This window comes from Streptomyces sp. NPDC090106 (assembly GCF_044747265.1).
Taxonomy (GTDB): domain Bacteria; phylum Actinomycetota; class Actinomycetes; order Streptomycetales; family Streptomycetaceae; genus Streptomyces.
Genome location: NZ_JBIVDS010000011.1, coordinates 304,672 through 323,418, shown reverse-complemented (window position 1 = coordinate 323,418; position 18,747 = coordinate 304,672). Strand labels below are relative to the sequence as shown.

19 protein-coding genes are annotated in these 18,747 nt (G+C 72.0%); 18 read left to right on the top strand and 1 reads right to left on the bottom strand.

The genetic code is table 11. The annotated features are described in order from the left end of the window. Positions 1-173 precede the first annotated feature (173 nt). Genes ACIPSE_RS32940 through ACIPSE_RS32925 form a run of 4 tightly spaced genes read left to right on the top strand, consistent with a single transcriptional unit; the run spans position 174 to position 4,079 of the window. Positions 174-1,670, top strand: a complete 1,497-nt coding sequence (locus tag ACIPSE_RS32940) for an FAD-dependent oxidoreductase (RefSeq protein ID WP_401669843.1) — start codon at positions 174-176, stop codon at positions 1,668-1,670. Between the two features lie 43 nt (positions 1,671-1,713). Further along, positions 1,714-2,256 (top strand): flavin reductase family protein, encoded by a 543-nt coding sequence (locus ACIPSE_RS32935; protein ID WP_401669841.1) that lies wholly within the window; start codon positions 1,714-1,716, stop codon positions 2,254-2,256. Between the two features lie 31 nt (positions 2,257-2,287). Next, on the top strand, positions 2,288-2,698 hold the full coding sequence (locus tag ACIPSE_RS32930; protein WP_401669839.1) for a nitroreductase family deazaflavin-dependent oxidoreductase: 411 nt from the start codon (positions 2,288-2,290) through the stop codon (positions 2,696-2,698). A gap of 55 nt (positions 2,699-2,753) precedes the next feature. Then, positions 2,754-4,079 (top strand): cation:proton antiporter, encoded by a 1,326-nt coding sequence (locus ACIPSE_RS32925; protein ID WP_401669836.1) that lies wholly within the window; start codon positions 2,754-2,756, stop codon positions 4,077-4,079. Between the two features lie 12 nt (positions 4,080-4,091). On the opposite strand, the gene sigJ is transcribed toward ACIPSE_RS32925, so the two are convergent. Further along, positions 4,092-5,111 (bottom strand): RNA polymerase sigma factor SigJ, encoded by a 1,020-nt coding sequence (sigJ, locus tag ACIPSE_RS32920; protein WP_401669834.1) that lies wholly within the window; start codon positions 5,109-5,111, stop codon positions 4,092-4,094. A gap of 227 nt (positions 5,112-5,338) precedes the next feature. Here sigJ and ACIPSE_RS32915 point away from each other — a divergent pair, with 227 nt between their 5' ends. From ACIPSE_RS32915 to ACIPSE_RS32850, 14 genes are all read left to right on the top strand, one after another. Continuing rightward, the gene (locus ACIPSE_RS32915) at positions 5,339-5,965 is read left to right on the top strand and encodes a hemerythrin domain-containing protein (protein ID WP_401669831.1); all 627 of its coding nucleotides are present in this window, start codon (positions 5,339-5,341) and stop codon (positions 5,963-5,965) included. Positions 5,966-6,101: 136 nt separating this feature from the next. Beyond that, positions 6,102-6,374, top strand: coding sequence for an acyl carrier protein (locus ACIPSE_RS32910; protein ID WP_401669829.1), 273 nt, complete (start codon positions 6,102-6,104; stop codon positions 6,372-6,374). 54 nt (positions 6,375-6,428) lie between these two features. Beyond that, a complete protein-coding gene (fabG, locus tag ACIPSE_RS32905) occupies positions 6,429-7,211 on the top strand; it encodes a 3-oxoacyl-ACP reductase FabG (RefSeq protein WP_401669826.1) in 783 nt (260 codons plus the stop codon). 28 nt (positions 7,212-7,239) lie between these two features. Beyond that, positions 7,240-8,187, top strand: a complete 948-nt coding sequence (locus ACIPSE_RS32900; protein ID WP_401669825.1) for an aromatase/cyclase — start codon at positions 7,240-7,242, stop codon at positions 8,185-8,187. Positions 8,188-8,189: 2 nt separating this feature from the next. Then, positions 8,190-9,641: an FAD-dependent monooxygenase gene (locus tag ACIPSE_RS32895; RefSeq protein WP_401669822.1), complete on the top strand. Its 1,452-nt coding sequence runs from the start codon at positions 8,190-8,192 to the stop codon at positions 9,639-9,641. Positions 9,642-10,358: 717 nt separating this feature from the next. After that, a complete protein-coding gene (locus ACIPSE_RS32890) occupies positions 10,359-12,035 on the top strand; it encodes an NAD(P)/FAD-dependent oxidoreductase (protein WP_401669819.1) in 1,677 nt (558 codons plus the stop codon). 70 nt (positions 12,036-12,105) lie between these two features. Continuing rightward, complete coding sequence (locus ACIPSE_RS32885) at positions 12,106-13,602, top strand: FAD-dependent monooxygenase (RefSeq protein ID WP_401669992.1); 1,497 nt, start codon at positions 12,106-12,108, stop codon at positions 13,600-13,602. Further along, positions 13,599-14,537 carry an alpha/beta hydrolase gene (locus ACIPSE_RS32880; protein ID WP_401669817.1) on the top strand — a complete coding sequence of 313 codons (939 nt, stop codon included), beginning with the start codon at positions 13,599-13,601 and terminating at the stop codon, positions 14,535-14,537. The genes ACIPSE_RS32885 and ACIPSE_RS32880 overlap by 4 nt, the downstream gene beginning before the upstream one ends. 54 nt (positions 14,538-14,591) lie before the next feature. Then, on the top strand, positions 14,592-14,930 hold the full coding sequence (locus ACIPSE_RS32875; protein ID WP_401669815.1) for an acyl carrier protein: 339 nt from the start codon (positions 14,592-14,594) through the stop codon (positions 14,928-14,930). Further along, positions 14,927-15,754 (top strand): 4'-phosphopantetheinyl transferase family protein, encoded by an 828-nt coding sequence (locus ACIPSE_RS32870; RefSeq protein WP_401669812.1) that lies wholly within the window; start codon positions 14,927-14,929, stop codon positions 15,752-15,754. The genes ACIPSE_RS32875 and ACIPSE_RS32870 overlap by 4 nt, the downstream gene beginning before the upstream one ends. 5 nt (positions 15,755-15,759) lie before the next feature. Then, positions 15,760-17,319: an acyl-CoA carboxylase subunit beta gene (locus ACIPSE_RS32865; protein ID WP_401669810.1), complete on the top strand. Its 1,560-nt coding sequence runs from the start codon at positions 15,760-15,762 to the stop codon at positions 17,317-17,319. Between the two features lie 10 nt (positions 17,320-17,329). Next, positions 17,330-17,548 (top strand): acyl-CoA carboxylase subunit epsilon, encoded by a 219-nt coding sequence (locus ACIPSE_RS32860; RefSeq protein ID WP_401669808.1) that lies wholly within the window; start codon positions 17,330-17,332, stop codon positions 17,546-17,548. A gap of 38 nt (positions 17,549-17,586) precedes the next feature. Continuing rightward, on the top strand, positions 17,587-18,078 hold the full coding sequence (locus tag ACIPSE_RS32855; RefSeq protein WP_401669805.1) for a nuclear transport factor 2 family protein: 492 nt from the start codon (positions 17,587-17,589) through the stop codon (positions 18,076-18,078). A gap of 103 nt (positions 18,079-18,181) precedes the next feature. Next, positions 18,182-18,706 (top strand): anthrone oxygenase family protein, encoded by a 525-nt coding sequence (locus tag ACIPSE_RS32850; RefSeq protein ID WP_401669801.1) that lies wholly within the window; start codon positions 18,182-18,184, stop codon positions 18,704-18,706. Positions 18,707-18,747 lie beyond the last annotated feature (41 nt).

Below are 18,747 nucleotides of genomic sequence, written 5' to 3'. Positions count from 1 at the left end.
CCCCCCGCACACAGGAGCCCCCGGCCGGCAGGCCGGGGGCTCCGTCGTACCCGGCCGACTCGGCACCCGTACCCCCACACCCCGACTCGCTCCCGCCGACGGCGAATCCGCCCCACCGGGGTCGCCCGCACCTGACCCGCGCAAGCCGTACGCATCCCCCGAAGGGGCCCGCCATGCTCACCAGAAGAACCCTCCTCGGCGCCTCGACAGGCGCCGTCGCGCTCGCCGCCCTGCGCCCCGCGTTCGCCCACGCGGACGCCCCCTGGACCCAGCTCCGCTCCCACCTCACCGGCACCCTCGTGCTGCCCGGCGAGTCCGCCTACGCCACCGCCAAGCAGCTCGAACAGACCCAGTTCGACACGACCAACCCCCAGGCCATCGCCTACTGCGCCGGCCCGACGGACGTCACCCTGTGTCTGCTGTTCGCCCAGGACAACGACATCCCCGTGGCCGTCCGCAGCGGCGGACACAGCCTGGGCGGCTACTCCACGACGACCGGCCTGATCATCGACGTCTCCCGCCTCGACTCCATCACCCTGAGCGGGAGTTCGGCCACCTTCGGCCCCGGCGCCCACAACGTGGACCTGCTCACCACCCTCGCCCCCTCCGGTCTCGCGGTCACCGGCGGAGCCTGCCCCACGGTCGCCGCGGGCGGCTTCGTCCAGGGCGGCGGCCTCGGCTTCCTCACCCGCCCCCTCGGCATGGCCTGCGACGCCCTGACCTCCGCCCGCCTCGTCCTCGCGGACGGCCGCCAGGTTACCGCCTCGGAGAAGAAGAACAGCGACCTGTTCTGGGCGATCCGCGGCGGAGGCGGCGGCAACTTCGGCGTCGTCACCTCCTACACGGTGACCCCCTCCGCCGTCACCGACGTGGCCACCGCGACCCTCGTCTTCTCCTACGACAAGGCCCTCGACATGATCGACGGCTACGTCAACTGGCTCGCGGACGCCCCGCGGACGATCGGCGGCGCCTGCGTCGTCACCCTCGCGGACGCCGCCGCCGGAGCCGTCCCGGTCCCCGCGATCCGCCTCATCTCCACCGGCACGGCGGCCGAACTCACCGACGAGCTCGGCAGGTTGCTGGCGCTGACGGGCCAGCCGGTCGTCCGCCAGGAGGCCGTGATGCCGTACAGCACGCTGATGATGGGCGTGTACGGGTGCGCCACGAAGACCACCGAGCAGTGCCACCGTGTCGACGTCAGCCCCGAAGGGCAGCTCACCAGGCCGGAGTTCGGCCTGGAACGCAGCCGGATGTTCACCGCGCCGATCGCCCGCAACGCCTGGGCGTCCGCGCTCGCGGTCTTCGACGCCGACCGCCGAGCCGGGCAGATCCACCAGCTCCAGGTGCTGCCGCTGGGCGGCGCCGACTCCGACCTGGCCCGCTGCGACACCGCCTACGTCCACCGCGACAGCCTCTACACCACCAACTACCTGTCCACGATCCCCACGGCGGCCACCGACGAGGCCAGGGCCGCGGCCCGCGCCTGGGTGGACCGCGGGTTCGCCGCGATCGACCCCTACTCCGGCGGCGAGACCTACCAGAACTTCATCGACCCGGCGCTGACGGACTGGAAGTCGTCCTACTACGCCGAGAACTACCCGCGGCTCGCCGCGACGAAGGCCGCGTACGACCCGTACCGGGTCTTCTCCTTCGCGCAGGGCATCCGCTGACCCCAGGGCATCCGCCGACCCACCCACCCTCAAGGAGGCAGGTGTGACCCCGACCCACCAACAGGCCCCCGTCACCGGCATCGACGGCAAGCTGCTGCGCAGCGTGTGCGGCATGTTCGTGACCGGCGTGACCGTGATCACCAGCGGCAGCGGCTCCCAGGCGGCCGGCACCACCGTCAACTCCTTCACGTCGGTCTCCCTCGACCCGCCGCTCGTCCTGTTCTGCCTGCACAAGGACTCCCGGCTGCGCGCCGTCGTCGAGGAGTCCGGCGCCTACACCGTCAACTTCCTCGCCGGCCGCCAGGAGCCGCTGGCCTGGGCGTTCGCGGGCAAGCACACCGCGACCCTGGACGGCGTCGACCACCACTACTCCAGCGCGAACGTGCCGGTCCTCAGCCACGCGATGGCGTTCCTGTCGTGCCGCCTGGTCAACGCCTTCGAGGGCGGCGACCACACGATCTTCGTCGGCGAGGTGGCCGAACTCGGCGTCCCCAGCGGCGAGTCGGAGCCGCTGATCTTCTTCCGCGGCTCGATGGGCTGCCTGGAGGAGGAACAGCGCGGCACACATCCCATGTTCGACGCCTGACCCACCCCGCCCCGACTCCGAGGAGCTCCGGATGTCCGCCGTCCAAAGGCGACTGGCCCGCTTCAACCGCAACGTCGCCAACCGCTTCGTCGGCCCGGTCCTGACCCGCATGCCCGGGTTCGGCGCCGTCGTCCACACCGGCCGCAGGTCCGGGCGCGCCTACCGCACCCCGGTCAAGGTGTTCAAGCGCGGCCCGCACTACGTCATGAACCTCCCCTACGGCCCCGAGTGCGACTGGGTGCGCAACACGATCGCCGCCGGCGGCTGCGAGCTGCACACCCGGGGCCGCCGTATCCGTCTGACCGCGCCGCACGTCTTCAACGACCCCGCCCAGGCCGTCGTACCGGCGCCGCTGCGGCCGTTGATGCGCCGCTTCAAGGCGTTCGACTTCATCGAGCTGCGCCCGGTGGACGTGCCGGCACCCACCGCGGCCCGCCCTTAGGCCGTGTCCGCAAAGTCCCGCCCGTCCCACAGGATGTCCCACAGGAGAGAGAGCTGTGCCCCACTCCGAATGGATCAGCGTCACGGCGATCGGCGGCATCGCGCTGATCCTCGCCCTGGCGACCGTGTTCACCGCCCTGATCCGCAGGATCGGGCAACCCGCGGTGATCGCCGAGATCACCCTCGGCATCTGCCTGGGACCGAGCCTGCTCGGCCTGTTCCCCGGTGACCTGCCCGACCGGCTCTTCCCCGCCGAGATCCGCCCCCACCTCGGGGTCGTCTCCCAGGTGGCGCTGCTGCTGTTCATGTTCGTCATCGGCTGGGAGTTCGACGGCGGCAGCCTCAAGGGCCGTTTCCGCTCCAGCGGCGCCATCTGGATCAGCTCGCTGGCCCTGCCCATGGCGCTGGGCGTCGGACTGGCCTACCTCATCCACGGCTCGCACGACGTGGTGAACGGAAAGAGCGTCCCCTTCACCGAGTTCGCCCTCTACCTCGGTGTCGCGATGTCCATCACCGCCTTCCCGGTGCTGGCCCGCCTCATCGCCGAACAGGGTCTTCAGTCCACCCGCGCCGGCACCCTCGCCCTCGGTCTCGCCGCCGCGGACGACGTGCTCGCCTGGTGCATGCTCGCCGTCGTCGTCGCCCTGACCACCGCCACCGGCACCGCCGGATTCCTCACGGTGATGGCCTGGTCGGCGGTGTTCGTCGCGGCCATGCTGTGGCTGGTCCGCCCGGCGCTCGCCGCGCTCGCGGACCGGCTGAGGGTCCGGCACACGCCGTACGTGCCGGTCCTGGTGGCCGCCGGGGTGTTCGCGTCGGCGTTCGTCACCTCCCACATCGGCATCCACGCCATCTTCGGCGCGTTCATGTTCGGTCTGGTGATGCCCCGGCGCCACGACAGCCTGCTCGGCCGGGTCGCGCTCCCGCCGCTGGAGTCCGTCGGACGGCTGCTGCTGCCCGTCTTCTTCGTGGTGACCGGCCTGTCCGTGGACCTGACCACCCTCACCGCGGGCGGCGTCGTCCAGATGCTCGCCATCATCGCCGTCGCCTGCCTCGGCAAGCTGGGCGGTGTCACCCTGTCCGCGCGGCTGACCGGCATGGGCTGGAAGGACGCCACCGTCCTCGGCGTCCTGATGAACACCCGCGGACTGACCGAACTGGTGCTGCTGAACGTGGGGTTGAGCCTCGGCCTGCTGACCGTGCAGCTGTTCTCGGCGATGGTCCTGATGGCCCTGGTCACCACCGGCGTCGCCGCCCCGGTCCTCACCCTGCTCCTCAAGGACCGCACCGAGGCGCTCACCCCGCGGGACACCGACCGCGCGGCCGGGTCCCCGCTGGTGGGGAGCGCGGCAGGACGGCACGACGGCGCCGAGGCCGCCTGACGGCGGGGGAGTTCACTCCCCGCTCCCGCCGACGACCGGCTCGCCGTCCCCCTCGCCCACGGTGTCGTCGTCGCTCTCACCGCTGCGCACCCGGGCCAGCTTGTCCGGGTTGATCACCGCGTAGATGCCGCGCACCTGGGCGTCCTCCGGGGTGAGGTCCATGACCAGCACCGCGTACGGCGAGTCCTCGGAGAACACCACGGCCGACGGGTCGCCGTTGACGTGCCGGTAGTGGATGTCGATGTCCTGCGGCGCCCGCTGCGCGTACCCGGCGAGCAGCCGGCACACCTTCTCCCGCCCGACGACCGGACGCAGACCCGCGGTACGCACCTTGCCGCCGCCGTCGGTCCACATCGTCACGTCCGGCGCGAGCATGTGCATCAGCAGCCCCAGGTCGCCGCCGAGCGCCGCGTCGATGAACCGCTCGGTGACCTGTCGCTGGATCTGCGGATCGGCCTGGTAGCGGGGGCGGCGGGCCTGGACGTGGGCGCGGGCGCGGTGGGCGAGCTGGCGCACCGAGGACGGGTTGCGGTCGAGGATGCCCGCGATCTCCTGGTGCGCGTACCCGAACACGTCGTGCAGCACGAACACCGCCCGCTCCAGCGGGGACAGCGTCTCCAGCACGACCATCAGCGCCATCGACACCGACTCGGTGCGCAGGGCGCCCTGCGCGGCGTCGGCGGCCGAGCTCTCGGTGCCGCCCGTGCCGCGGGTGACCAGCGGTTCCGGCAGCCACGGCCCGACGTACGTCTCGCGCCGCCGCTTGAGGGCGGCCTTGCGGGCCAGCGCGTGGTTGACGGCGATCCGCACCAGATAGGCCCGCGGATTGTCGATCTCCGTGCTGCCCGAGCGGCTCACCTTCGCCGACCACGACAACCAGGTCTCCTGGAGGACGTCCTCGGTGTCGGCGACCGAGCCGAGCAGGTTGTAGACGATCGAGAACAGCAACTCCCGGTAGCCCACGAAGACCTCGGTCGAGGCTTCGACGGAGCTCGCGGCGTGGTCGTCCGCCGGACTGTCGTGATCGGACATCGTGCACCTCCCTGTGACGCTCACACCCGAGACGCCCTGGCCGCGGAAAATGTGACATCCCACCCGCGAATGTGATTCACGTCACATGAGTGGGTCTCCGTGTCACACCCGCCCCCCGACCGCCCCTCTCATTCGCGAGGGCGTCCCGGGCCGCCGGCCCACGGCGGCAGGTTCTCGTATCCACGGATCGGCCACCCGCCGACCACCCACGAAAGGCACGGCTCACCATGGCAGTCGCACAACAGACACCGATCAACTTCGCCGTCATGTACGCGACGCACGACGCCTTCCGGCGCGACCTCCAGCGCCTCGCCGCGGCCGTCGCCGCGGGCCGCGCGACCGCCCCGGAGGTACGGGACGGCTGGGAGAACTTCAAGCACCAGCTCCACGTCCACCACACCGTCGAGGACTCCGACCTGTGGCCCCGCGTCGCCGCCGCGGTCACCGACCGCCCCGACGACCAGAAGCTCCTCGACGAGATGGAGGCCGAGCACGCCCGCCTCGACCCGGCGCTCGCCGCCGTCGACGACGGCCTCGCCCGCAACGCCCCCGACCTGCCCGCCCGCGTCGCCGACCTCACGACCCTGCTCGGCGACCACATGCGGCACGAGGAGAGCGCGGCCCTGCCGCTCATCCAGGACGTCTGCACGACCAAGGACTGGGACGCCTTCCGCGGCGCGATGGCCCGCAAGCAGGGCCCCAAGGGCGCCGCCGTCTACTTCCCGTGGATCACCGACGGCCAGAACGCCACCGAACGCAAGGCGTTCCTCGACACGATGCCCGGCCCCGTGAAGGTCCTCAACAAGCTGTTCTGGGAGTCGAGCTACCGCAAGCGCCGGATGTGGGGCATCTGACCTCACCCCGGACGCCCGCGCCCTCGAGGCGCACCCGAGACACGCCCCTGCCGGCGACATCCCCCGCCCCGGCAGGGGCGTACTCATGCCCGCGCACAACCCCGGCCCGCCCCTCCACCCACCGAAGGAACCCCTCATGACCTCCTCCGCGTTCACCCTCGCCGACCTCAAGCGCATCCTCCTGGAGGGCGCCGGCGCCGACGACGGCATCGACCTGGACGGCGACATCCTCGACCTCGACTTCGACTCCCTCGGCTACGAGTCCCTCGCCCTGCTGGAGACCGGCGGACGCATCGAGCGCGAGTACGGCATTGCCCTCGACGACGACGTCTTCACCGACAACCGCACCCCGCGCACCCTGATCGCCGCCGTCAACGCCCTGCTCCCGACGGTCGCCGACGCCGCCTGACCCGGCCGGCCACGCCCGCATCACCAGACCACGGACAGGACAGGGAGAACCGCCATGCAGCAGGACCAGCGCACCGCCGTCATCACCGGCGCGACCAGCGGAATCGGCCTCGCGACCGCCCGACTGCTCGCCGCGAACGGCCACCGCGTCTTCATCGGCGCCCGCACCGCCGAGAACGTCACCTCCACCGTCAAGCAGCTCCGTGAGGAGGGCCTCGACGTGGACGGCGCCGCCGTCGACGTCCGCGACGCCGAGAGCGTCACCGCCTTCGTCACGGCCGCCGTGGAACGCTTCGGCACGGTCGACGTGCTCGTCAACAACGCGGGCCGCAGCGGCGGCGGCGTCACCGCCGACATCGCCGACGAGCTGTGGGACGACGTCATCGACACCAACCTCAACAGCGTGTTCCGCATGACCCGCGAGGTCCTCAACACCGGTGGCATGCGCGGCAAGGACCGCGGCCGGATCATCAACATCGCCTCCACCGCGGGCAAGCAGGGCGTGATCCTCGGCGCCCCCTACTCGGCGTCCAAGCACGGCGTCGTCGGCTTCACCAAGGCCCTCGGCAACGAACTCGCCCCCACCGGCATCACCGTCAACGCCGTCTGCCCCGGCTACGTCGAGACCCCGATGGCCCAGCGCGTCCGCCAGGGCTACGCCGCCGCCTACGACACCACCGAGGACGCCATCCTCACCAGGTTCCAGGCGAAGATCCCCCTCGGCCGCTACTCGACCCCCGACGAGGTCGCCGGCCTGGTCGGCTACCTCGCCTCCGACACCGCCGCCTCCATCACCGCGCAGGCGCTCAACGTCTGCGGCGGCCTCGGCAACTTCTGACACCCCCACCCCGGAAGGGAGTTCAGCCATGACGCTCCGCGAGGTCGAGCACACCGTCGACATCGACGCCCCCGCCACCGCCGTCTACCGCCTGATCGCCGAGGTGGAGAACTGGCCGCGGATCTTCCCGCCCACCATCTTCGTCGACCGCGTGGAAACGGACGACGACGTGGCGGGCGGCGAGCGCATCCGCATCTGGGCCACCGCCAACGGCGAACCGAAGAACTGGACCTCGCGCCGCACCCTGGACGCCGAGGCCCTGCGCATCACCTTCCGCCAGGAGGTCTCCACCCCGCCGGTCGCCGCGATGGGCGGCACCTGGATCATCGAGGCGCTCACCGCGTCCACCTCCCGGGTCCGCCTCCTGCACGACTACCGGGCCGTCGACGACGACCCCGAGGGCCTGGCCTGGATCGACGAGGCCGTCGACCGCAACTCCCGCTCCGAGCTGGCCGCGCTGAAGACGAACGTCGAACTCGCCCACGCCACCGAGGAGGTGACGTTCTCCTTCGAGGACTCGATCACCGTCGACGGCTCCGCGAAGGACGCCTACGACTTCGTCAACGAGGCCGGCCTGTGGCCCGAGCGGCTGCCGCACGTGGCCACCGTCCGCTTCGAGGAGCCCGCCCCCGGCCTCCAGAGCCTGGAGATGGACACCCGCGCCAAGGACGGCTCCACGCACACCACCAAGTCGTACCGGGTGACGTTCCCGCACCACCGGATCGCCTACAAGCAGGTGACCCTGCCCGCGCTGATGACCCTGCACACCGGCTACTGGACGTTCACCGAGGACGCCGACGGCACCACCACGGCCTCCTCCCAGCACACCGTCGTCCTCAACACCGCGAACATCGCCCGCGTCCTCGGCGCGGACGCCACGGTCGCGGACGCCCGGGAGTACGTCCACGGCGCGCTCAGCACCAACTCGCGCGCCACCCTGGGCCACGCCAAGGACCACGCCGAGAACCGGCGCTGACCATGGCAGGCCCTCGGCTCGACACCGACGTCGTCGTCGTGGGCGGGGGACCGGCGGGGCTGATGCTCGCCGGTGAACTCCGCCTCGGCGGCGCCGACGTCGTCGTACTGGAGACGCGCGAGGCCCCGACCACCGAGTCGCGGGCCTCGACCCTGCACGCCCGCACCATGGAACTCCTCGACAGCCGGGGCCTGCTGGAGGTCTTCGGCACCCCGCCCCACGAACTCCGCGGCCACTTCGGCGGCATCCCCCTGGACCTGACCCTCCCCAGCACCCATCCGGGCCAGTGGAAGGTCCCCCAGACGGAGACGGAACGCCTCCTGCAGGACTGGTCGGCGGATCTCGGCGCGAGCATCCTGCGCCGGCACACCCTCCGTGCCCTGCGCACCTCCTCCGAGGGCGTGGAGGCGGTCGCGGCGGGCCCGGACGGACCGCTCCGCATCCGGTCGGCGTACCTCGTCGCCTGCGACGGCGAGAACTCGACCGTACGACGGCTCCTGGACGCCGACTTCCCCGGCGAGGACGCGACCCGCGAGCTGCTGCGCGCGGACGTGGCGGGCATCGACGTCCCCGACCGCCGCTTCCAGCGCCTGGAACACGGCATGGCGGTCGCCGCACGGCGCCCCGACGGCGTCACCCGGGTCATGGTCCACGAGTTCGGCCGACCGGCGGAACTCCGCACCGGGGAACCGGACTTCAAGGAGGTCTGCGAGGTCTGGCACCGGGTGACCGGCGAGGACATCACCCAGGGCACCCCCCAGTGGGTCAACGCCTTCGGAGACGCCAACCGCCAGCTGGCCTCCTACCGCCACGACCGGGTCCTCTTCGCCGGCGACGCCGCCCACCGCCAGATGCCCATCGGCGGCCAGGCCCTCAACCTCGGCCTCCAGGACGCGATGAACCTGGGCTGGAAACTGGCCGCGGTCACCACGGGCAGGGCCCCGCACACCCTCCTGGACACCTACGCCACCGAACGCCACGAGGTGGGCCGCAGGGTCCTAGCCAACATCCGGATCCAGTCCCAACTCCTGCTGGGCGGACCGGAGTCCCGCTCCACACGGTCCCTGTTCCAGGAACTCGTCCCGTACGAGACGGTCCGCACCCACCTCGCCTCGATGATCGCGGGCCTGGACATCACGTACGGGGACGAGGGCTCCCGCCTCCCGGAACTGAGGCTGAGGGTGGACGGCCGGGCGCGCACGTCCACGGAGCTGCTCCGCCGGGCCCGGCCCCTGCTCCTCCTCCTGACCCCCGAGGCCACCGCCTTCGCGGCGGAGGCGGCGCCGTGGTCGGACTACGTCACCCCCGTCACGGCCACCACGGACGCCCTCCCCGGCACCACCGCACTCCTGCTCCGCCCCGACGCCCACCTCGCCTGGACGTCCCCCGGTCCCGCTCCCTTGCCCGAGACCCTGACCCGCTGGTTCGGCCCCCCGGCACCCGCCGCCGCGTAGCACCGGGGCAAGGCCCCCCGGAACCACCACCAGCAAACGCCCCCACCCCTCCCACACCCCCACCCCCGTCCCCCGACGCCCACCCACAGACCCCTCCGCCCCCGCCGAGGGCCCTCGATCCCGCAGCCGCCGACGGCGATCCCGCCCCGTCAGGGGCCACCCGCACCCGTCGCTGCCGACGGCGATCCCGCCCTGCCAGGGGCAGCCGCACCCGTAGCTGCCGACGGCGATTCCGCCCCCTCCCCGCAGGTGCACCCGCACCCGGTCTCCGAAGCCGCACCGCCCGGCCACCCCGCCGGGGGACCTCGATCCCGTAGCCGCTGACGGCGATTCCGTCCTGCCAGGGGCCACCCGCACCCGCCGACAGCGGATCCGCCCCTCCCCGCAGGTGCACCCGCACCAGGTTCCCGAAACCGCACCGCCCGGCCACCCGGCCACCCCGCCGAGGGCCCTCGATCCCGCAGCCGTCGACGGCGGTTCCGCCCTGCCAGGGGCCATCCGCGCCGGCAGCCGTCGACGGCGATTCCGCCCCGTCAGGGGCCATTTGCACCGGCAGTCGCCGACGGCGGTTCCGCCCTGCCAGGGGCCATCCGCGCCAGCAGCCGTCGACGGCGATTCCGCCCCGTCAGGGGCCACCCGCACCCGCAGTCGCCGACGGCGAATCCGTCCCACCAGGGCCACCCGCACCCGATCACGAAATCCGCACGGGCGGTGCGGGTGGGAATCCAGAAGTCGGCCGACGGCGGAGCCGAGGCCATCCATCAACTCCCCGAAGGGCGCCCCATGAAGAAGAACCCGCACAAGCGCCACGACGTAGCCATCCTCGGCGCCGGCATGGCGGGCGGCCTGCTCGCCACCGTCCTCGCCCGCCACGGCGTCGACGTCCTCCTCATCGACGCCGGCACCCACCCCCGCTTCGCCGTGGGCGAGTCCACCATCCCCTACACCTCGGCCATGACCCGCATCATCGGCGAACGCTACGACGTCCCCGAGATCGTCCACCTCGCCAGCTTCCGCGGCATCCAGGACCACGTCTCCCCGATGAGCGGCCGCAAGCAGAACTTCGGCTTCGTCTACCACCGCGAGGGCCGGCCCCAGAACCCCGACGAGGTCAACCAGCTCGTCGTCCCCGAATGGCAGCGCACGGAGAGCCACCTGTTCCGCCAGGACACCGACGCCTACCTGTTCCACCTCGCCGTGCGCCACGGCGCCACCCCCCTCCTCGGCACCCGTATCGCGGACATCGAGACCGGCCCGGACGGCGTACTGCTGCGCTCGGACCGCGGCGAGGAGTACCACGCCGAGTACCTCGTCGACGGCGGCGGCCACCGCTCCCCGGTCGCCGAGAAGTTCGGCCTGCGCGAGGAACCCACCCGCGCCCGCCACCACTCCCGCACCCTGTTCACCCACATGGTCGGCGTCACCCCCTACGACGACGCCCCCTCCGCCGCCGCCCACAAGCAGCCCAGCCCCTGGCACCACGGCACCCTGCACCACGTCTTCGACGGCGGCTGGCTGTGGGTCATCCCCTTCGACAACCACGACGGCGCGCTCAGCCCCCTGTGCAGCGTGGGACTCACCCTGGACGAACGGAAGTTCCCCAAGCCCGACCCCCAGGACCGCACGCCCCAGCAGGAGTTCGACGACTTCCTCGTCCGGTTCCCGCAGATCGCCGAGCAGTTCACGAACGCCCGCACCGTCCGCCCCTGGGTCGCGACGGGCCGCCTCCAGTACTCCTCCACCCGCACCGTCGGCGAGCGCCACTGCCTCACCGCACACGCCGCCGGCTTCACCGACGCGCTCTACTCCCGTGGCCTGACCAACACCACCGAGGTCGTCAACTCCCTGGCCTGGCGCCTGATCGAGGCCGCCAAGGACGGCGACTGGTCGACGTCCCGCTTCGAGTACATCGACCGCCTCCAGCAGGGCCTGTACGACGTCCACGACGACCTCGTCTACAGCTCCTTCGTCGCCTTCCGGCACTACGACCTGTGGAACGCGGTCACCCGGGTGTGGGAGTCGACGAGCATCATGCCGACGATGACCGTCGAGCGGGCCTACCGCCGCTTCATGGAGCACAAGGACGACCAGATCCTCAAGGACCTGGAGCAGACCACCACCCCCGGCCTGCCCGCACCCGTCGGCGAGGACATCAGCGCCCTGCTCACCCTGACCCGCACCACCTGCCAGGCGGTCGAGGCCGGCGGCCTGGAGGCGGCGGAGGCCGCGGAGCTCATCTTCGAGCAGCTGCGCGAGTCGAAGTTCCTCCCGGCACCGTTCACGCTCGGCGACCCCGCCAACAAGTGCTTCGAGGCGACCCCGGAACTGCTCGGCGAGGCCCTGGAATGGGGCCGCACCCAGGCCCCGGAGCACATCGCCGCCCTGTTCCGCTGACCACCATCCACCCCGCAGGGGAACCCACCCCGCAGGGGAACCCACCCAGCAGGAGAGAGGAGAGACCATGATGGACGCCGACGTCATCATCGTCGGGGCCGGCCCGACCGGTCTGATGCTCGCCGGAGAACTGCGCCTGGGCGGCGCCCACGTCGTCGTCGTGGAGCGCCTGGAACAGCCCACCGGCCAGTCCCGCGGGCTCGGCTTCACCGCACGCGCCATGGAGGTCTTCGAACAGCGCGGCCTGCTGCCGTGGTTCGGCGACCTGGAGAAGGCCCCCATGGGCCACTTCGGCGGCGTGCAGTTCGACTACACCGTCCTCCAGGACGCCCACTTCGGCGCCCGCGGCGTCCCCCAGTCGCACACCGAGGACGTCCTGGAACGGTGGGCGATCTCGCTCGACGCCGACATCCGGCGCGGCTGGGAGTTCCTCGAACTCGACGAGAAGGGCGACCACGTCGAGATCACCGTCGCCACCCCGCAGGGCGTCCAACGCCTCACCGCCCCCTACCTGGTGGGCTGCGGCGGCGGCAGCAGCCCCGTGCGCCGGGCGGCCGGATTCTCCTTCCCCGGCACCGACGCCACCCGCACCATGTACCTCGCCGACGTCGCCGGCTGCGAGCTGCGCCCGCGCTTCCTCGGCGAACGCCTGCCCGGCGGCATGGTGATGGCCGCCCCGCTCGGCGAGGGCGTGGACCGCATCATCGTCGTCCCCGACGTCGAACCCGGCCGCGAGCGCGAACGCACGGTCAGTTTCACGGAGGTCGCCGACGCCTGGCAGGACATCACCGGCGAGGACATCAGCGGCGGCACCGCCCACTGGGTCAGCTCCTTCACCGACGCCACCCGCCAGGTCACCGAGTACCGCAGGGGCCGCGTCCTCCTCGCGGGCGACGCCGCCCACGTCCACCTCCCGGCCGGCGGCCAGGGCCTGAGCACCGGAGTCCAGGACGCCGCCAACCTCGGCTGGAAACTCGCCGCCGAGGTCACCGGACGCGCCCCCATCGGCCTCCTGGACACCTACCACACCGAGCGCCACGCGGCCGGCGCCCGCCTCCTGATGAACACCCACGCCCAGGGCATGCTCTTCGTCGGCGGCCCCGAGATGAGCCCCCTGCGCGAACTCATGGGCGAACTCATCCAGTACGACGACGTCAAGCGCCACCTCTCCGGCCTGGTCTCCGGCCTCGACGTCCACTACGACGTGGGGGAGGGCACCCACCCGCTGCTCGGCCGCCGCCTGCCCCCACGCACCCTCACCACCCCCTCCGGCGACCCCGTCACCACGATGGAACTCCTCCACCAGGGACACGGCGTCCTCCTCGACCTCGCCGACGACCCGGCGTTGCGCGCGGCAGCCGCCCCCTGGCAGGACCGGGTGACGACGGTGACGGCCCGCCCCGACCCCACGGAACCCGTCCTGACGTCCACCACCGCCCTCCTGGTCCGCCCCGACGGCTACCTCGCCTGGGCCACCGGCACCACCCCCGACCCGGCCGGACTCCGCACCGCCCTGCACCGCTGGTTCGGAGACCCCGGGAACACCACGCAGGGAACCCCGCAGTGACTGTGGACGTCCCCCCACCGGGCGGGGCGCGCACGACAGCCGCCCCACCCGGCCCCCGCCGCATCACCCTGGACGCCGGCGGCACCCCTCTCTCCGCGCTCCTCGCCGCCCCGCCCACCGCCGCCGCACCCCGCGCCACCGTCCTCGCCCTGCACGGCGGCGGCATGACCGCCGGCTACTTCGACGGCCGGGCCCACCCCGGCCAGTCACTGCTCGCCCTCGGCGCCCGCCTCGGCTACACGGTCCTCGCCCTGGACCGACCCGGATACGGCGCCTCGACGCCCCACCTCCCCACCGGCCAGACCCTCACCGAACAGGCCGCCACGGTCCGCACGGCCCTCGCCGCCTACACGGCCACCCACACCCTGGGCGCCGGCCTGTTCCTCCTCGGCCACTCCTACGGCGGCAAACTCGCCCTGACCTGCGCCGCCGACGGCCTCCCGGCCCACCTGCTGGGCGTGGACGTCTCCGGCATCGGCCACCGTCTGGCCGTACCACCGCACACCCTGCCCTCCGCGTCGGCCGACCGCCGGGGCCAGTGGAAGCACAACTGGGGCGCCCTGCGCCTGTATCCGCCCGACACGTTCCGCCACTGCCCCGGCATCGTCGCCCCGATGCCCGAACGGGAACGCGCCGAAGTCCCCTCCTGGCCCGCCCGGTTCACCGCGACGGCCGCCCGCGTCCGGGTCCCCGTCCGTTTCACCTTCGCCGAGCACGAGAAGTGGTGGCGCCACGACGACCAGACCCTCGCCGAACTCCCCGGCCTGCTGCCGCACGCCCCCCGCGTCCTGGTCGAACGACAACCCCAGGCGGGCCACAACATCAGCCTCGGCTGGACCGCCCACGCCTACCACCTGCGCGCCCTGGCCTTCCTGGAGGAATCCCTGGCAGCCCGCGAGACCACGGCCGGCGCCACGGCACTCGCAGCCGCGTAGCACCGCACGCCCTGCCCCCTGTCCCGTCCACCCGACCGATGGAAGCGACCGTCGATGAACCACACCACCACCCCGCTGTTCGTACGGCCACCCGCACCGTCCGCGCTGCGTGCCCTGGACCACGACGCCCGTACCCGGACGATCGCCGCCTGGCTCTGCCGGGAACTGGCCCACGCCCTCGACGTACCACCGGCCCACCGGGTGGGCCAGGACCGCCCGTTGCACGCCCTGGGCGTGGACTCCCTGCTCGCCCTCTGCCTCAAGCGCCACCTGGAGGACGGACTCGGCGTCCGCATCAAGGCCCACGACCTGCTGCGCGACGACACGGCGGCGGAGATCGCGGCGTTACTGGCCGACCTGATAGCCGAACCCACCTACGGACGGGCGCGATGACCCCACTCCCCTCCCCGTACGCCACACGCACCGCCGCCGCCTCCCGCCCGGCCCTCGACCCCTCCCAGATCCACCTCTGGGTCATCGGCACCGAATGGGCGGGCGAGCACCCCGAACACATGGTCACCAGCGAGCTGGACGACCGGGAACGAGAACGCGCGGCGGCCTTCGTGCGCCCCGTGGACCGTCTCACCTACCTGATGGCCCACATCGCGTTGCGCCGCCTGCTCACCGCCTACACCGGCATCCGGCCCGCCGAACTCCCCCTGGGCCGGGACACCTGCCCCTGCTGCGGAGGCCCGCACGGCCGTCCCGTCCTGCACGGCACCGGCCTGCACTTCTCCCTCTCCCACAGTCACGGCATCGCCTTGATCAGCATCGCGACCGCCCCGCTCGGCGTGGACGTCCAGCGCGTGCCGACGCAGGAGACCGTGGAACTGTGCCTGCCCGAACTGCACCCGGCCGAGCAGCGGGAGCTGCGCGCCCTCCAGGACGCCGAACAGCCTCTGGCCTTCGGCCGGTTGTGGACCCGCAAGGAGGCCTACCTCAAGGGCCTGGGCACCGGCCTGGGCCGTGAGCTGAGCCACGACTACCTGGGCGAGCGCACCGACCCGGACGCCCCCGTCCGCCCCCGGGGCTGGCGTATCGAGAACATGCCGAGCTGCCCGGCGCACGTGGCGGCCGTGGCCCTCGCGACCCCCGCCGACAGTGTCGCGGAGCCCACCGACATCCTCGCCCGCCGGCTGCCCACCGAGTGCCTGTACACCGACGACGCCACCGAACGGATCGCCGCCGAGCGGCAGGTCTGCCCCAACTGGGAGTGATGGTCATGCACAGCACACCGTCCACCGCGGCGGCACTGGAGCTGAAGGAGATCAAGGACCGCATCCTCCAGGGCCCCGACCCCGCCGCCACGCAACGCCAGCACGACAAGGGCAAGTTGACGGCCCACGAACGCATCGGGCTGCTCCTCGACAAGGGCAGCTTCACCGAGATCGAGGCGCTGCGCCGGCACCGCGCGACCGGCTTCGGCCTGGAGGCCAAGCGGCCCCACACGGACGGAGTCGTCACCGGCTGGGGCACGGTCGAGGGCCGGACGGTCTTCGTGTACGCGCACGACTTCCGTATCTTCGGCGGCGCGCTGGGCGAGGCCCACGCCACGAAGATCCACAAGATCATGGACATGGCCATCGCGGCCGGCGCGCCCCTGGTCTCCCTCAACGACGGCGCGGGCGCCCGCATCCAGGAGGGCGTCTCGGCGCTGGCCGGCTACGGCGGCATCTTCCGCCGCAACACCCTCGCCTCGGGCGTCATCCCGCAGATCTCCGTGATGCTCGGCCCGTGCGCGGGCGGCGCCGCGTACTCACCCGCCCTCACCGACTTCGTCTTCACGGTCCGGGACATCTCCCAGATGTTCATCACGGGCCCGGACGTCGTGAAGGCCGTCACGGGCGAGGAGATCACCCAGAACGGCCTCGGCGGCGCGGACGTCCACGCGGCCACCTCGGGCGTCGCCCACTTCGTCTACGACGACGAAGAGACCTGCATGGCCGAGGTCCGCTACCTGATCGCGATGCTCCCGGCCAACAACAGGGAACTCCCCCCGGAGACGGTCACCGAGGACCCCGCGGACCGCCGCTGCCCCGCCCTCCTCGACACGGTCCCCGCCGACGGCAACCGCTCCTACGACATCCGGGCCGTCGTCGAGGAAATCGTCGACGACGGCGAGTACATGGAGGTCCACGCGGCCTGGGCCCCCAACCTGGTCTGCGCCTTCGCCCGCCTCGACGGCCGCACCGTCGGCATCGTCGCCAACCAGCCCGCCTCCATGGCCGGCGTCCTCGACATCAGGGCCAGCGAAAAGGGCGCGCGCTTCGTACAGTTCTGCGACGCCTTCAACATCCCGCTGGTCACCCTGGTCGACGTCCCCGGCTTCCTCCCCGGCGTCGACCAGGAGCACGAGGGCATCATCCGCCGGGGCGCCAAACTCCTGTACGCCTACTGCAACGCGACGGTGCCCCGCGTCTCCGTCGTGCTGCGCAAGGCGTACGGCGGCGCGTACATCGTCATGGACTCCCGCTCGATCGGCGCGGACGTGGCCCTGGCCTGGCCGACCAACGAGATCGCGGTGATGGGCGCGGAGGGCGCGGCGAACGTGGTCTTCCGCCGGGAGATCGCGGCGGCGGAGAACCCGGACGCGATGCGCGCGCAGAAGATCGACGAGTACAAGCGCAACCTGGTGCACCCCTTCTACGCCGCCGAACGCGGTCTGGTGGACGACGTCATCGACCCGGCGGACACCCGCGCCTCCCTGATCAGCGCCCTGACGATGCTCGCCGCGAAGGACGCCGCCCTCCCACGCCGCAAGCACGGCACCCCGCCCCAGTGAAAGGCGACCGATGACACCCTCACCCCTCCACATCAGGATCGAGCGGGGCGATCCGACCCCCGAGGAACTGGCGGCGGTCCTGGCGGTGCTCCACCAGCGCCTGGCGGCGGCCTCCTTCACCTCGCCGGCGAATAACCGCCTTCCTGCACCGGCCCGTTGGCACCGTCAGCAGCCCACCCCGATCCAGCCCAGGGCGTGGCGCAGCATCCAGTTCCAACGAGCAGCGTGACGAGCCCCTCCCACCCACGACGTGAGGAACGACCGCAGATGACTGCTTCCCTCCACCCCGAGGCCGGCCTGGAATCCCTCCACCGCCAGCTCCGACTCCTCAACGACCGCGACGAGTTGACCCGGCTCTGCGACCGCTACGTCCACCACCTCGACAAGGACCGGGCCAGCGACGCCTGGCTGGACGGCATCTTCACCGAGGACGTCCATCTCACCTTCCCCTTCGGCGAGTTCAAGGGCCTGGAGGGTCTGACGGACTTCCAGCGGATGGCCCGTACGACGTTCGCCCGCACCCACCACATCAGCGCGAACCACACGGTGGACCTGGACGGCGACGAGGCCCGTGTGACGGCCCACCTGATGGCGATCCACGTCCGCGCGGCCGACGAGCCGGCGGCCCACTTCGACATCGGCGGCCACTACGAGGCACGGGCCCGCCGCACCCCGCACGGCTGGCGCATCCACCGCTTCGTCTTCGACCTGGTCTGGCAGTCCGGCGAAGCCCCGCAGGCCAAGACGGCGGCCTCCTGAGCCACCAGAGGACTCCACCCACTCTCAAGTGGGCCTGTGGAAGGCTGAGGGAGCGAGTGCCCAAGACAGGAAATCCCACAACGCAGCCGTCCTGGAGTGACGAATGAAGCAAGGTCCGCTGTTCCCGATCGCGCGCTGGACAGGCCTGCTCTTCGGCGGAGTCTTCACGGGCTTCCTGGTCTGCGTCCTGGTCCTGGAGACCTCCCTGCGCGACTACGACGGCACGGTCTACACCCAGGTCCGCCAGGTGGAGCTGGACAACCTGGACACCCTGGCCTCGGCGACCCTGATCCCCACGATCATCGCGACGGCGATCGTCGTGCTGGGCGCCTGGCGGGCGAAGGGCCCCGCCCTCTACCTCCCCCTGGCGGCGCTGGTCCTGTTCCTCCTGATCCTCGTCCTGACGATCGCGGTCAACCTGCCGATCAACGCGGACCAGAGGGACTGGACGGTCACGTCCCCGCCGGCCGACTGGGCGGACGTCCGGGACAGGTGGCAGACCTCCCACGTGATCCGCACGATCGCCTCGGTCGTGGCCTTCGCCCTCCTCTCCCTCTCGGCCCTGACCCAGAAGGCCAGGTCCCTGACCACACCCTCCACCGAGCCGGCCCTCTCCACCCGTTCCTAGCTTCCCCGACAGCCGAACACATCCGGCCCGCCGGCATCCGC